The following is a 14,780-nucleotide window of genomic DNA, read 5'->3' on the forward strand; positions in this document are numbered from 1 at the left end:
AGAGCCACCACGAGACCCTGCTGGCCGAGGTCGAGCCCGTCGCCAACGCCTCCCAGACGCTGTACAGCTCCCTGACCATCGCCGACTCGGCAGCCAACACCGCCTTCATCACCGGCGGGATAGAACCCGCCGAGCTCAGGGAGCGCTACCTCCAGGCCATCGCCACCTCGTCGGCGTCGATCATCGCCGCCTCCCTGGGCCTCGACCGAGCCGACGAGGAGTCCATCGACCAGTTGGCGCACATCAACGCCCAGTTGACCACCTACACCGGACTCGTGGAGACGGCACGGACCAACAACCGGGTCGCCAACCCTGTCGGCTCGGCGTACCTCGCGTCGGCGTCGACGCTCATGCAGGACACGATCCTGCCCGCGGCCGCCGACCTGTACGACCGCCAGTCCACGTCGGTGGGCGAGTCCGACCGCGAGTGGTCCTCGCCGCCGTGGGGTTCCTTCATCCTGCTGGGGATGGCGATCGCGGTACTGGTGCTGCTGCAACAGTGGCTGTGGAAGATCACCGGGCGGCGGATCAACCCGGCGTTGGGGCTGGCCTCGCTGCTCATGGTGGCGACCTTCCTGCTCACCATGATCGCCGGCTTCCTGGCCGCCAACAACAACGCGCGCGGCCTGTCCGAGGGCGCGGCACCGATGAACGAGCTCACCCGGCAGCGGATCGACGCCCAGAAGGTCCGCGCGCAGGAGACGCTCAACCTGGTGCGCCGGACCGATCCCGAGGGGTCGGCCGCCGAGCGGGCCGCCATCCTCAGCGGCGTCCGTGACTCGTTGACCGTCTACCTCGACCCGGACGAACAGTCCCGCAGCCGCATCAGCCTCGACGGCGACGGTGCCGTCACCAGCGCGATCGAGGCCCTGGACGACTGGATGGCCGCCCAGAACCGCGCCGATTCGCTCTACCAACAAGGCGACTACCAGGGCGCCATCACCATCTCCTCGGGCCAGGAGGAGGGCGATTCCGGTGCCGCGTTCGACGAGTTCGACGAGTCCATGCAGGACGCCATCGAGGAGGCCCGCGACACGCTGCGCACGCGCATCGACAACGCCCGGCGCACCTCCGCCACCGGGCCGGACCTGATCATGGCGCTGTCCGCCCTGGCCGCGTTCGCCGTGGTCGTGGGCATCGCGCCCCGGATCAGGGAGTACCTGTGAGCGCGCGGCCGGGGTGGCGGGCCGGGCGGCGGACCGCCCGCGTGGTGACCGGGGGAGTTCTGGTCGCCGCCCTGGTGTTCGCCGGTGCGTGTGGGGTCGACGACGACGAGGCACGCGGCGGCGACGGCGGGCCGGACCGGGAGATGATCTCCGAGGCCACGGAGTCGGATCACGTGGGGATCCCTGAGGTGTCGGCGGTGATGCCGCTGCCGGCCGGCGCGGTGATCAGCACCGAGGGCCCGACGGGGCTTCCCCAGGTGACCGCCGACGAGGCCTGCGACCCGCTGCCGAGCCTGCGACCGGACGACGCCACGCCCGAGGAGCGCGTCCCGCGCATCAGAGATCGGGGGCGGCTGATCGTGGGGCTGGACCAGGGCTCCAACCTGTTCTCCTTCCGCGACCCGGGCACCGGGCAGCTCACCGGATTCGACGTGGACCTGGCCCGCGAGATCGCCCGGGACATCTTCGGCGATCCCGGCCAGGTCGAGTTCCGCTCACTGACCTCGGTCAACCGGATCGAGGCGTTGGAGAACAACCAGGTCGACGTGGTGATCCGGTCGATGTCCATCACGTGCGCGCGGCGCGAGCTGATCACCTTCTCGGTGCCGTACTACCAGGCCTACCAACGCGTGTTGGCCGTGCGGGGATCCGGGATCACCGAGATCGAACACCTCGAGGGCCGACGGGTGTGCGTGGCGGCCGGCACCACCTCGGCGTCGCGACTGTGGGCGGAACTGCAGCGGCTCACGGTGCTGTCGGTCAACACGTGGGCCGACTGCCTGGTGGCCATCCAGCAGAACCAGGTGGACGCCATCACCACGGACGACGCGATCCTGGTGGGCATCACCGCCCAGGATCCGTACCTGGAGATCGTCGGGCCGCAGCTCAACGCGGAGCCGTACGGGGTGGGCATCGCCAAGTCGACCCCCGGCAACAACACCGACGGGCTGGTCCGGCAGGTCAACTCGACCCTCGAGCGGATCCGGGCCGACGGCACGTGGAACCGCATGTACTCCACGTGGCTCTCCGGGCTCGGCCCGAGCCCCGGGATGCCCGAACCGGCCTACGTGCCGGAGGAGCCGAGATGAGCTACCGGAAATGGGACGACGGGCCCACGGTCGACGAGCCGACCGCGGGGACCGAGGCCACGTTCCGCCCCGAGCCGGGGTCGGTCACCGGCGCACTCGAGGTGACGGGCGCGGCGGGGCACACGGAGGCGGTGGGGCACACGGAGACGCGGGGGCACTCAGAGGCGTCATGGGACACCGAGGCGACGGAGTCCACGTCGGCGGTCGCCGCCACCGGCGCGATGCAGGCCACCGGGGCGATCTCCGCGACCGGGGCCGTCTCCATGACGGGATACCTCGAGGACACCGCGGGGTCGGGCAGCACCTCGGACGCATCCGGCAGCCCGGGCTCCCGCGACGACGAGGCGGGTGCCGTCACCGGGCCCGTGGCCACCGCGGACACCACCGACGACCCCGAGTCGCGTACCCGATCGGTCCCCGCCGAGCGGCCCTCCGCCCGGACCGGCGAGGTCACCACCGGCGACCGAACCGGCTCGGCACCGTTCCGGATGCGGCAACCCAGCAAGCCCGAGGACCGGCCGAGTCCGGCGTCGGAGGGGCTGGTGGACCTGCCGTACATCATCCCGGTGGACCCCAACTCGGCCATGCTATCGCCGGAGGACATCGAGGCCGAGTGCGAGGCCTCCGGTGGCCGTCTGCCGCGGCCCGAGCTCCGACCCGGCGACGTGGTGGCCGACCAGTACGAGGTGCGCGGCGCGCTCGCCCACGGCGGGATGGGCTGGATCTACCTCGCGGTGGACCACAACGTCTCCGACCGGTGGGTGGTGCTCAAGGGCCTGCTCCACGCCGACCAGGCGGAGGCGCAGGAGGTGGCGGTGGCCGAGCGCGAGATCCTGGCCGAGCTCTCCCACCCGTCGATCGTCCGGATCTACAACTTCATCCACGACGACTGGGCCACCTCGCCCACGCACGGCGGGTACATCGTCATGGAGTACGTCGGCGGCCCCAGCCTGCGGGACGTGCGGCGGTCGGCGCCCGGCCGGGTCCTGCCCGTGGAGAAGGCGATCGCATACGTCCTCGAGGCCCTCACAGCGCTGTCCTACCTGCACTCCGTGGGGCTGGTCTACAACGACCTCAAGCCCGAGAACATCATGCTCACCGAGGACCACGTCAAGCTCATCGACATGGGCGCCGTCTCGGGCGTGGGCGACTACGGGCACATCTACGGCACCCCGGGCTTCCAGGCACCGGAGATCCCCGTGACCGGCCCCACCATCGCCTCCGACCTGTACACCGTGGGGCGCACCCTGGCCTCGCTGATCGTCCGGCTCCCGGTGGTCGACGGCCGCTACGCCGACGGGATCCCCTCCCCCGTCGAGGAGCCGGTGTTCAGCCGGTACGACTCGCTCTACCGGTTCCTGCTGCGCTCCACCAACGAGGACCCGAACATGCGGTTCCGTAGCGCCAACGGGATGGCCGGGCAGCTCATGGGGGTGCTGCGGGAGGTGCTGGCGCTGCGCACCGGGAAACCACACCCCGCGTTCTCCTCGGTGTTCTCGCCGCAGCGGTCCACCTTCGGCACGCTGTTCACGGTCGAACCGACCGACTTCCTCGTCGACGGCCACGCCCGCGACACCACCCTGACCGGGGCAGAACTCGTCGACGCCCTGCCCGTGCCACTGATGGAATCCTCCGATCCCGCCGGGCGCATCTTCGCCGCCACCTCGTACACCTCCGTCGAGCAGCGGATCGACACACTCCGTGAGCTGTACTCCGACTCGGAGTCCGAGGCCCACGAGAGCGTGGGCGTGATCATGTCGCTCACCCGCGCCTACCTCGAGAGCGGCGACCTCGCAGCGGCCGAGGCGCTGCTGGAGGAGAACGCCCACCGACTGCGCTCGGAGTGGCGCCTGGTCTGGTACGTCGGGGTGATCGCGCTGCTCAAGGGCGACCCCGTGGGCGCGTACCCCAAGTTCCAGCAGGTGTTGTCGGCAATGCCGGGCGAGAACGGCCCCAAGCTGGCGCTGGCCGCGACGGCGGAGCTCATCCTCGACGTGTGCCCGGAGGGGGACCGGACCCGCTGGGCGCGCTCGAGCGAGCACTTCTACCGCACGGTGTGGTCGGTGGACCGGGCGGCGGTCAGCTCCGCGTTCGGCCTGGCGCGTCAGCTGCAGAGGCGCGGAGAGGTGTCCGCCGCGATCGAGGAACTGGACCGGGTGCCGCCCAACTCGCGTTATTCGGCGCTGGCCAACCTCACGGCGATCCTCCTGCTGTGCCAGGGGCGGCCCCTGCAGGAGACCGAGGAGTCCCACCTGCGGGAGGCCGCGCGCCGGGTGACCAACCTGTCCGCCGGCGAGCACCGGGCGTTCCAGATCCGGCTGACCGTGCTCACCACCGCGCTCGCCTGGATCCAGCTTCCCGGCAACGAGCCCTCGCCCTCACCGTTGATGCGCGGGGTGCCGTTCACCGAGTTCGGACTGAGGACGGGTGCCGAAACCGTGTTGCGGACCCTCGCGCGGTCCACCGAGACGCGTCAGCAGCGCTTCCGCCTGGTGGACCAGGCCAACAGCATCCGGCCGAGGACGATGTTCTGACCCGTCCCGGGGACCGGATGCTCAGTCCTCGGGGTCGCTACGCCGCCGGGAGGCCCACAGGATCAGGGTCACCCCGGCCGCGGCGGCGGTGAGCGCCCACAACAGCAGGTCGGTCGCGCCCACTCCCGTCTCCGCCAGGGATCCGCGGACCTGCGAGTTGGCGCGTGCCCACTCCGACGACGGCGCGCCCTCGCGCGGCGTCACCGAGTTCACCGGGATCTGACCGGGGCCGTTGGCGCCGTCGGGTCCGGCGGGCGAGGGCGTGGACCGCGGCGGCGAGGGGGGCGCAGAGCTGGGGGCAGAGGTCGCAGGAGTTGACGTGACGGGAGCGGCCGGGACGGAACCGGATCCGGCCGACCCGCCGCTGGAACCGCCGGCGGACCCGTTCCAGGGCCAGCCGGGCAACCCGCCCTGCGACCCGCCCAGTGACCCGCCGATCGAGCCCCCCAGGGACCCGAGCCCCGGCCCCAGGATGAGCCCGATCACCCCGATGATCACCACCGGCCAGATGACGTCCGGAAGGTCCGCAGACCCGCCGCCCGACGCGGGCCGGATCACCAGGCGTCGGACGGAGGTGTACGTCGCACCGTCGGGCAGGGTGACGGTGAACTCGACGTCATAGGTCCCGGCCCTCGACGGGGTGCCCACCAGGACGCCGTCCTCGAGCCGCAGGCCCGGCGGCAGAGTCGAGGCGTCCACCGCGAGCACGGCCCCCTCGGGCGTGCGCGGCAGGAACGGTTCGGGCCCGAAAGATCGCCCGATCGTGCCGTCGGGAAGTCGGTTGACCGGGTCGGTGGGGTCGGTGCCGAGCTGGTCCTCGACGAGATCCGGCAGGCCGTCACCGTCGGTGTCCACGACCCCGATGTCGGTGAACGACACCCAGATCATCGGACTCACGCTCTGGCGTTGCGCGTAGTTCTCCACGTCGCGGGGCACCGATACCTCGTCGACGACCCTCGCCGTCTGGCCGGGTGCGAGATCGAGTGCCGCGACCGTGGTGCCGCGGGCCGGGGAATCGGCTGACCGGGGGGTGTCGGCGCCGTAGAGGGTCACGGTCCGCGAATCGGAGCCGACGGCGCCGGTGATGGTGCTGCTGACGTCGAATTCGGCCTCGCCCGAGACCAGATAGTCGCCGATCCCCACGGCGTACCGCCCGGTTCGGCCCGTGTCGGTGGCATTGCGGACGTGGTAGGTCCGGTCGATCGACTCACCCGGCGACATCGAGCACGGGTCCACCTCGGGGGTCCCGCCGATCGCGCCCTCCGGATCGGAGAGCGCGGGCCCGCCGGCGAGGTCGCACCCCCACGATCCCAGGACGAGGTCAGGTGCATCCGACCAGGTGGAGCCGTCGAGCGAGAACTCCAGGTCGGTGTGCGCGTCCAGTGGCGCGGCGGTGATGGCGCGGGCGACCGATGCCCCGCCGAGCACCAGGGTGACCGCCGTCGCGAGAGCCACCGGGATCAACCCCACCGTCCGACGACCTCGCGACCGGCCGGGCCGCGTATCGCGGGCGGGCTCGGTGACACGCGGAGATCGTGGGTGCTTCGGCATCGACCAGCTTCGTCAGGACCGGGCTGAGGCCCGGGGGGTGGCCCCCACTGTAAGCGTAAGGACGTTCTTAGGTAAAGGTGTCCCTGTCACTCCCCCAGCCCCAGGACCCTGTCGCACGCCCGGGCGATCGCCAGCTCCTCGTCGGTCGGCACCACCAGAACCGTGACCCGGCTGCCAGGCGTCGAGATGACGCGTTCCCCTGAACCGTTCTCGTTGGCCTCCGGGTCGATCTCCACCCCCCAGCCACCGAGAGTGGACAGGGCGTCCGCACGCAGGCGGGCGACGTTCTCGCCCACTCCCGCGGTGAACGTGATGGCCCCGACGTCGCCGAGAACCGCCCAGTAGCCGCCGATGTAGCGACGCAGTCGATGGATCACCACCTCGTAGGCGAGCACGGCGTCGTCGTCGCCGGCATCGACCCGTGCGAGCAGTTCCCGGAAGTCGCGGGCGCCCGCCAACCCCTCCAGCCCCGACCTGCGGTTGAGCAGGGTGGAGACGTCCTCGGGCGACATGCCCCGGTCGCGGATGAGGTGGATGATCAGACCGGGGTCGAGGTCGCCGGGACGCGTGCCCATGACCAGGCCCTCGAGCGGAGTCAGGCCCATGGAGGTGTCGACCGCCCGCCCGCCGGCGATCGCCGAGGCCGACGCCCCGTTGCCGAGGTGCAGCACGATCTGATCGAGCTCGTCGTACGGCCGACCCAGGATCTCGGCGGTGCGGCGAGAGACGAACTCGTGGCTGGTGCCGTGGAAGCCGTATCGGCGCAGGTCCCATCTGCTCGCCACCGCGCGGTCGATCGCGTAGGTATGAGCCGCGGCGGGCAGGGTGTGGAAGAACCCGGTGTCGAACACCGCCACGTGCGGCAGGCCGGGCAGCAGCTCGCGGGCCACGCGGATCCCGCGCAGGTTGGCGGGGTTGTGCAGCGGCGCCAGCAGCTCGAGCTTCTCGATACCCGCCTCCACCTCGGGTGTGACCTTGACCGGATCGTGGAAGTCCGGCCCGCCGTGGACCACCCGGTGACCGATCGCCTCGACCCCCAGGTCGGTGGGGTGGGCGCCGAGCTCGCCCGCGAGCTCCAGCACCCGGCTGAGCGCCACGGTGTGGTCTGGGACCGCCGCCTCCACGCTGCGCTCCCCACCCGGCGAACCGGCCAGGTCACCGCGCCGCACGGTCAGCGTTCCGACGGGCTCGCCGATGCGCTCGACCAACGCCCACGCCAGCTCGGAGTCAAGCGCGGTGTCGAGGATCTGCAGCTTGAGCGAGGAGGAGCCGGAGTTGATGACGAGGACGCGGGTCACGACTCGCCCTCGCGGGCGCCGGCGGTCCCCTGAGCCTCAACTGCTGAACCCTGCGCCTGAACGGCTGCACCCTGCGCCTGAACGCCTGAACCCTGCGCCTGAACGGCGGTGATGGCGACCGTGTTGACGATGTCCTCCACCAGCGCGCCGCGGGAGAGGTCGTTGATGGGCTTGCGGAGCCCCTGCAGGACCGGCCCGATCGCGACGGCGCCGGCGGTGCGCTGCACGGCCTTGTAGGTGTTGTTGCCGGTGTTGAGGTCGGGGAACACCAGCACGGTGGCCCGGCCGGCCAGCGGCGAGTCCGGCATCTTCTTGCGGGCCACCGTGGGATCGACGGCGGCGTCGAACTGCAGCGGTCCGTCCACCACGAGGTCCGCCATCGGGTCCCCCTCGGCGGCCGCGGCGATCCGTGCGCACACGATCTCGGTGGCCTCACGCACCTTGTCGACGTCCGCTCCGCTGCCCGAGTCGCCCGTGGAGTAAGACAGCATCGCGACTCGCGGGTCCACACCGAACCGGGACGCGGTCTCGGCGGAGGACAACGCGATGTCGGCGAGCTGCTCGGCGGTCGGGGCGGGGACGACCGCGCAGTCGCCGAACGCCAGGACGTGGTCTGAGAGGCACATGAGGAACACGCTGGACACGGTCTTCACGCCCGGCCTCGTCCGGATGATCTCCAGCGCGGGTCGGATGGTGTGCGCAGTGGTGTGCGCGGCACCCGAGACCATGCCGTCGGCGAGGCCGGTGTGCACCATCATCGTGGCGAAGTAGGAGATGTCGAGCATCCGGTCGCGGGCCACGTCCAGCGTCATGCCCTTGTGCTCGCGCAGCTCCGCGTACTGCCGGGCGAACGGCTCGGCGTGCTCGCTGCTGCGTGGGTCGAGGACCTGCGCCCCGGACAGGTCGATGCCCAGTTCATCCGCGCGTCGCTGCACGGCCTCGGGGTCGCCGAGGATCGTCAGGTCGGCGACATCCCGGCGCAGCAGCCGGCCGGCGGCGTGGAGGATCCGGTCGTCGTCGCCCTCCGGCAGCACGATGTGCCGCTTGTCCGCGCGGGCGCGCTCGAGGAGCTGGTGCTCGAACATCTGCGGCGTCATGACGTCGGGGGTGTCCACACGCAGGCGGGCGAGCAGTTCCTCGGTGTCGACGTGCTTCTCCATGAGGCTCAGTGCCGTCTCGACCTTGCGCCCGGAGCCGGAGTACACGCGTCCCCGGGTCTCGGCCGCCAGGCGGGCGGTGTCGTAGGTGCCGTGGTCGGTGCACACGATCGGCAACGTCGAGCGCATGCCACGGACCAGTCGATCCATCGCCGCGTTCGGCATCAGGCTCCCGTTCCAGATCATCCCCGCCAATGAGGGGAAGCCCTCCGCGCCGTGCGCGGTGAGCACAGCGAGAACGGCGTCGGTCCGGTCAGCGGGAACGATGACGACCATGCCGTCCACCAGCCGCTCCAGGATCCGCTCACCGGTCATCCCGCCCACCATCAGTGCCATGACCTCTCGGTCCAGCAGGGCCGGGTCACCGGAGTAGAGGGTGCCGTCCACGGCATCCACCAACTCCCCCATCGTGGGCGCGGTGAGCAGGGCCTGGCTCGGCAGCGTCCAGGCGGGCAGGTCCAGGGGCGCGAGTTCGGCCTGGATGGCCTCCAGCGCGCTGGGGTCGCACCGGTTGACCACGATCCCCACCGGGTGCGCGTGCTCGACCCTGAGCTCCTCGAGCGTCAGCCGGGCGTTGGTGCCGATCTCCCCTGGTGTCCGGTCGGCGCCGCGGATCACCAGGAGCACGGGCGCGCCGAGGTTCACGGCGAGTGTGGCGTTGAAGTCGAACTCGGTGGGACTGGGCACTCCCGTGTAGTCGGTGCCGAGGATCACCACCACATCGCACTGCCCGGCCACCACGTGGTACCTGTCCACGATCTCCGCCAGCGCCGAGTCGCGGTCCTCGTGGACGCGGTCGTTGGTCACGCCGATGCAGTCCTCGTAGTCGAGGTCCACGGTGGTGTGCTGGAGCAGCATCTCCACGATGCGGTCGCGCGGGGGTTCGGTGTCCGTGCCGGTGCCGGCATCGGCATCGACGACGCGCGGCGCGACGGTGACCGGGCGGAACACCCCCACCCTCTGTACGGTCCCGGCGAGAATGCGCAGGAGGCCGAGGGCGACGGTCGACTTCCCGGTGTCGCCCTCGGGGGCCGCCACGTACACAGCGGACGACGACAGGGGCATGTCGGTCACCGGGGACGGAATCGTGGGCGCGTCGGTCTCGGGCGGGAGAGTCTCGGATACGGGGGAATCGGGCACGAGGGCATTGTGACAGCGCGAGCCCGCCGACACACCTCGTACACGCCATGCAGACCCGTCGCGCGCCCCGACGCGCGGCCGCGCCGGCGAGATGCCGGGAAGGGCTGACGCGCTGCGGTCAGGGGCCGGGTCAGACATCGGTGAGCCTGTCGACGCCGGGCGGGAGCCATGTGCAGCGGCCGGGCGAACCGGGGTCCGCGACGGTCGTCCACGCCGACGGGCCGTCGCCGACGAACGCGTGGTGGACGGGACACCCCAACGTCCCGTTCCCGACGGTCGTGGGTCCGCCTCGCGACCATTCCTTCACGTGATGGAACTGGCTCCTCCTGGCGGGTGCGGTGCATCCCGGGAATGAGCACCCTCCGTGCGCCGCGTAGAGCACCAGGCGCTGGATGGCGGAGGCCAGGCGCCGGCCGGGGTGGGCGTCGACGTCGATCCGGTGCAGTTCCTCGCGACCGTCTCGCAGCAGCGAGACGAACCACGGGAGCGCCCCGGCCATCGAGACGGCCTGACGGACGCTGACCTGGGTGCCTGCGTCGGTCTCGACGAGCGCGGCGGGTTCCTCTAGTTGTTCCGGCGTGACGCGCACGACGATGGTGGCGATCCCCTTGGGCCGGGCGGGGTCGACGTTCGACCCGAGTGCCCACTGGTGCGCGAGTGCGTCGTGCGCCCGCTGCTCCGGGGTGCGCTCGTCCGACCCGGGTTCGCAGGCCACGGCCCCGCCGGGTCCGCCGAAGTCGCCCAGCGCACGCTCGACGAGCGCCCGGGCGCGAGGAGTCAGAGTCATGGTCAGCGTGCTGGTGCCGTCGGGGCGGACCGCGCCGAGCCGGGCAGAGCGCCGCCGCTCCTGGTGTTCCTCGCGGTCCTTACCCCGGTCGGGACACAGCGCGGCTATCCGGCGGGCTGCTTCCGTCCGCAACCGCGCCGGGGCGACCGCTCGAGCGAACTCTGTCAGTTCCTCCGCGAACCGGGTCGTGGCCGACCCTCCCATCGTCCCGGGCAGCCCGGAGACAGCCCTGGAGATGATCCGCTCGTGCTCGGCGGTGATCTCTCCGACCGCCGCCGCCCGCCCGGCCGGGGTGGCCTGCCTTCCGCCCGCCTCGATCCGCCCGTGTACGACGCCTCGGGCCAGGCCCAACTTCTCTGCGAGCAACGCGGCGACTCCCCCGGCGGACCGCCCCTTCTGCCGGTGCAGGCCCGCCAGTTCGGCAGTGGCGCGCGCTCCGGCGGCCTCCAGCCGACGTGCCGCGATCTCGGCACGACCCACGGCGTCGACCAGCACGTCCGCGTCATGATCCGACCAGTCGACCTGGCAGAGGCTCTCCACGGAGGCCTCGAGAAATGCGAGTACGTCAGCCAGTGTGGCCGTCTCCGACCCCTGCCCCGGCGCGTCCCACACCCCCTGTTCCATGACCCGGACTATAGAACACACGTACGACAACGACCCGGTGGCACCAGGTCTCCCTGAGGGGTGACTTCGGTTCCTCGCGGGGTCGTGTACCCCCTAGGCTGGGTACGTCACGCGAGGAGCGCCCGGCCAGGTGTCTCGGCCGGTCCGATCACCGGGAGAGGACGGAACACAGTAGTCGACGACGAAATGGGCTGGCGCACGACGGATCAGGGAGATGGCGACCGGAGGATGACAGCCCATCAGGACAGCTCGGGCCCAGTGGACCACCAGGACAGCTCGGGCCCAGTGGACCACCAGGACAGCTCGGACCCAGCGGACTCGCAGGACTCGCAGCCCACGCAGTCGCCGGCACCACTGACCCGGACGATCGTGCTGGCCGTGGCGATCTGGCTCGCAGGACTGATTCCCCTCACTCTCCTGGCCCGCACGCCCGACTGGAGCGTCCGGTTGTACGAACTGGCGGTGACCGACTCCTCCATCCGGTGGGGAGACGTATTGTCCGAGGCGAGCGTGCTCCTCCTGGTCGGCCTGTACGCCGCAGTCGGGGTGCACCTGCTGATCTCGCACCTCCGCGCGCGGACAACCGGGTGGACTCCGGTGATCACCTATGCCGCCGGCGGACTGTCCGTGATCATGGCCCTCTGGCTGAATCTCGCACTCAAGGACGCCTACTCCAGGGTGCGCCCGTGCCATCTCCACGAGGTGAGTTCGATCTGTCCGGCCCCGGACAACTGGTCCTTCCCCAGCAGTCACACCGTGATCGCCTTCGCGATCACGGCCGCCCTGCTCGCGGTCAAACCGCTACTGGCCTGGGTGGCTGTGCCACTCGCCGTGGCCGGAGGCAGCGCCCGGGTCCTCGCCGGTGACCACTATCCCCACGACGTCCTCGCCGGCGCCCTGCTGGGCACGACCCTGTGCCTCGGGGTGATCGCTCTCAGTGCTCTCCCGTCCGGCCGTCGGGGGCCGGACGTCCGGGTCGGACCACCCGTCCGATCACCCCGCCGGTCAACCTAGTCGACGACGACGAGGACCAGCCCGAAATCGCCGGCCGCATCGGTCCAGACCGACTGACCGCCGAATCCGTGTCCCGCGAGCTCGTCGACGAGTGCGTGGGGCTCGAACTTCCGGGCGATCTCGGTGCGGATCCCCTCACCGGCGGCGAGCGTGCGCTCCCGCCCGAGCGTCGGGAAGTCGATCCGCACCTCGCGCACCGCGCGCAGCCACATCTCGATCCGGCTCTCCCCGGCGTTCCACACGGCCTCGTGCCGGAAGTCGCGGCGGTCGAGGCCCGTGCACTCGACGGTCCGCGCGATCACGTCGAGCATGTTGAGGTTGAACTCGGCGGTGACCCCGGCGGCGTCGTCGTAGGCCGCGACCAGCCGGTCCGGATTCTTTACCAGGTCGAATCCCACGGCCAGCCGGTCACCCGGGGCCATGATGCCGCGCATCATGCGGAAGAACCCGGCGCGCTGCGACTCGCTGAAGTTGCCGACGGTGCCGCCGAGGAACAGCACCAGCCGTCCGCCCGGCTCACCCGGCAGCGGGCCGTCGAGAGCGGTGATGTCGCCGATGACCGGGTCGATCCGCAGACCCGGATACTCCTGCTCGAGCGCGCGGGCGGTCTCGAAGAGCATCTCGGTGCTGATGTCCAGGGGCACGAATCCCGCATCCGCGCTCCCGGCCGCCAAGACGTCGAGCAGCACCCGGGTCTTCTCGCAGGTCCCGGCCCCGAGCTCGACCACCGTCGAGGCCGCGCCCACGATGTCGCCGGCCCGGGACCGCAGGATCTCGGCCTCGGCCCGGGTGGGGTAGTACTCCGCCACGCGGGTGATCTGGTCGAACAGCAGGCTGCCCTTCTCGTCGTAGAACCAGCGCGGGGGCAGGGTGGGCGGGTCGGAGAAGAAGCCTTCGAGCAGGTCCGACTCCAGCGCGGCGGTGTCGGGGTCGGTGGACTCCGTCGTCGTCGTGGTGGTCGTCGTCGTAGTCGTCGTCGTGGTCGGGTTCTCGGTGTCGGTCATCGGGCGAGCCTCAGTCCCGTCGCCGCCCACCGGGATGAGGCGGGGAAGAAGTTCCGGTAGGTGGGTCGCGTGTGGCCCGCCGGGGTGAGTGCGCTGCCACCACGTAGGACGTGCTGGTCGGACATGAACTTGCCGTTGTACTCGCCGGCGGCGCCCTCCTCGGTGACGAACCCCGGGTAGGGCAGGTAGGCGCTGGCGGTCCATTCCCAGACGCCGCCGATCGTCCGATCCGTGGCGGGTTGCGGGTGGCAGCGGTCGGGGTCGAGCTCGTCGCAAATCTCCCAGCCGGCGGTGGCGACCTCCCACTCGAACTCGGTGGGCAGGCGGGCCCCGGCCCACCGGGCGTACGCGTCGGCCTCGTAGAAGGACACGTGGCACACGGGTTCGGCGTCCACGACCGGACGGCGACCCGAGAGGGTGAAGGTGGTCCACTCGCCGTCGGCGGCGGGAGCCCCTGCGGTGCCCGCGGACGCGCTCCCGCCGACACCGTCCTCGCGCCTCCAGTACCCGGGTGCGTCCCAGCCCTCGTCCTGCACGGCGGCCCACCCGTCGGAGAGCCACAGCTCGGGGCGGGCGTACCCTCCGTCGGCCATGAACTCCTTCCAGTCGGCCACCGTGACCTGGCGGGTCGCCACCTGTCCGTCGGGGATCCACACCCGGTGACGCGGGCGCTCGTTGTCGTAGGAGAAGCCGTCGTAGGAGGAGCCGCCGGAGGGCTGATCGTCATGGGTGGACCCGGAGCGGTTGGCCGGGTCCGCGGCGCCGACCCGGGCGACCCCTTCGACGAGGTCACACCAGCCCGCCTCCCCCGGTGCCGCGGCGACCGGGTCCGCGGACCTGTGCACGTAGACGGGGTCGGTCGGATTGTGCGAGAAGAGGTGTTTGGCATCCATGAGCATCAGTTCCTGATGCTGCTGCTCGTGGTGGCAGCCCAACTCGAGCAGCTCCAGCCCACGGTCGTCGACCCGGCCCGCCTCGAGCGCGGCCACCACCGCGTCGTCGACGCGTGCCCGGAAGTCGCCGATCTCCGCCACCGACGGGCGGGTGATGAGCCCGCGCTGGGGCCGGGGCTGCCGCGGGCCGACGGCCTCGTAGTACGAGTTGAACAGGAACCGGAAGACCGGCTCGGGCGAGGAATAGCCCGGCAGTCGACCCAGCACGAACTCCTCGAAGAACCACGTGGTGTGCGCCCGGTGCCAGGCCGCAGGGCTGGCGGCGGTCATCGACTGCGGGACCTGGTCCTCGGCGCTGAGACGGGAGGCCAGCAGGTCGGTGAGCCGGCGGACGTGCAGGAACTTCTCGACCGCGGCCCCGGCGCTGCGCCCCGGAACCGTCTGTGGCCCTTCGGTGGTGACATCTCCGACAGTCATGGGATCTCCCCCGGGTTCGTGGTCGGCGGTCGGACTGCCGCCAGACT

General features: G+C 71.2%; 10 protein-coding genes. 4 read left to right on the top strand and 6 right to left on the bottom strand.

What is annotated here, in order from left to right; all coding sequences use genetic code 11:
• The 3 genes from G6031_RS04935 to G6031_RS04945 all read left to right on the top strand — a co-directional run.
• Window positions 1-1,166 (top strand): hypothetical protein (locus G6031_RS04935; RefSeq protein ID WP_182652627.1); only part of this gene is annotated, 1,166 nt, incomplete at its 5' end.
• A gap of 41 nt (window positions 1,167-1,207) precedes the next feature.
• The gene (locus G6031_RS04940; RefSeq protein ID WP_182652645.1) at window positions 1,208-2,254 is read left to right on the top strand and encodes a transporter substrate-binding domain-containing protein; all 1,047 of its coding nucleotides are present in this window, start codon (window positions 1,208-1,210) and stop codon (window positions 2,252-2,254) included.
• Window positions 2,251-4,788, top strand: a complete 2,538-nt coding sequence (locus G6031_RS04945) for a tetratricopeptide repeat protein (RefSeq protein WP_182652628.1) — start codon at window positions 2,251-2,253, stop codon at window positions 4,786-4,788. The genes G6031_RS04940 and G6031_RS04945 overlap by 4 nt, the downstream gene beginning before the upstream one ends.
• Window positions 4,789-4,809: 21 nt before the next feature.
• Here the strand turns inward: G6031_RS04945 and G6031_RS19170 are convergent, their stop codons facing one another.
• The 4 genes from G6031_RS19170 to G6031_RS04965 all read right to left on the bottom strand — a co-directional run bounded on the left by G6031_RS19170 (window position 4,810) and on the right by G6031_RS04965 (window position 11,345).
• Window positions 4,810-6,243, bottom strand: a complete 1,434-nt coding sequence (locus G6031_RS19170; RefSeq protein ID WP_182652629.1) for a thrombospondin type 3 repeat-containing protein — start codon at window positions 6,241-6,243, stop codon at window positions 4,810-4,812.
• A gap of 182 nt (window positions 6,244-6,425) precedes the next feature.
• Entirely contained in the window at window positions 6,426-7,637 is a 1,212-nt protein-coding gene (locus G6031_RS04955; RefSeq protein WP_182644981.1) for an acetate/propionate family kinase, read from the bottom strand.
• The gene (gene pta, locus G6031_RS04960) at window positions 7,634-9,859 is read right to left on the bottom strand and encodes a phosphate acetyltransferase (RefSeq protein WP_187702056.1); all 2,226 of its coding nucleotides are present in this window, start codon (window positions 9,857-9,859) and stop codon (window positions 7,634-7,636) included. Before pta ends, G6031_RS04955 begins: the two co-directional genes overlap by 4 nt.
• A gap of 205 nt (window positions 9,860-10,064) precedes the next feature.
• Window positions 10,065-11,345: an HNH endonuclease signature motif containing protein gene (locus G6031_RS04965; protein ID WP_182652631.1), complete on the bottom strand. Its 1,281-nt coding sequence runs from the start codon at window positions 11,343-11,345 to the stop codon at window positions 10,065-10,067.
• A 228-nt stretch (window positions 11,346-11,573) separates the two neighbouring features.
• On the opposite strand from G6031_RS04965, the gene G6031_RS04970 reads away from it, so the two are divergent.
• A complete protein-coding gene (locus G6031_RS04970) occupies window positions 11,574-12,359 on the top strand; it encodes a phosphatase PAP2 family protein (protein ID WP_182652632.1) in 786 nt (261 codons plus the stop codon).
• Here the strand turns inward: G6031_RS04970 and egtD are convergent.
• Window positions 12,356-13,363 (bottom strand): L-histidine N(alpha)-methyltransferase, encoded by a 1,008-nt coding sequence (egtD, locus tag G6031_RS04975; RefSeq protein WP_182652633.1) that lies wholly within the window; start codon window positions 13,361-13,363, stop codon window positions 12,356-12,358. The two genes, G6031_RS04970 and egtD, sit on opposite strands and share 4 nt — an antisense overlap.
• Entirely contained in the window at window positions 13,360-14,733 is a 1,374-nt protein-coding gene (egtB, locus tag G6031_RS04980; protein ID WP_182652634.1) for an ergothioneine biosynthesis protein EgtB, read from the bottom strand. Before egtB ends, egtD begins: the two co-directional genes overlap by 4 nt.
• Window positions 14,734-14,780 lie beyond the last annotated feature (47 nt).

The organism is Dietzia sp. CQ4, from assembly GCF_014145125.1.
Lineage (GTDB): Bacteria > Actinomycetota > Actinomycetes > Mycobacteriales > Mycobacteriaceae > Dietzia > Dietzia natronolimnaea.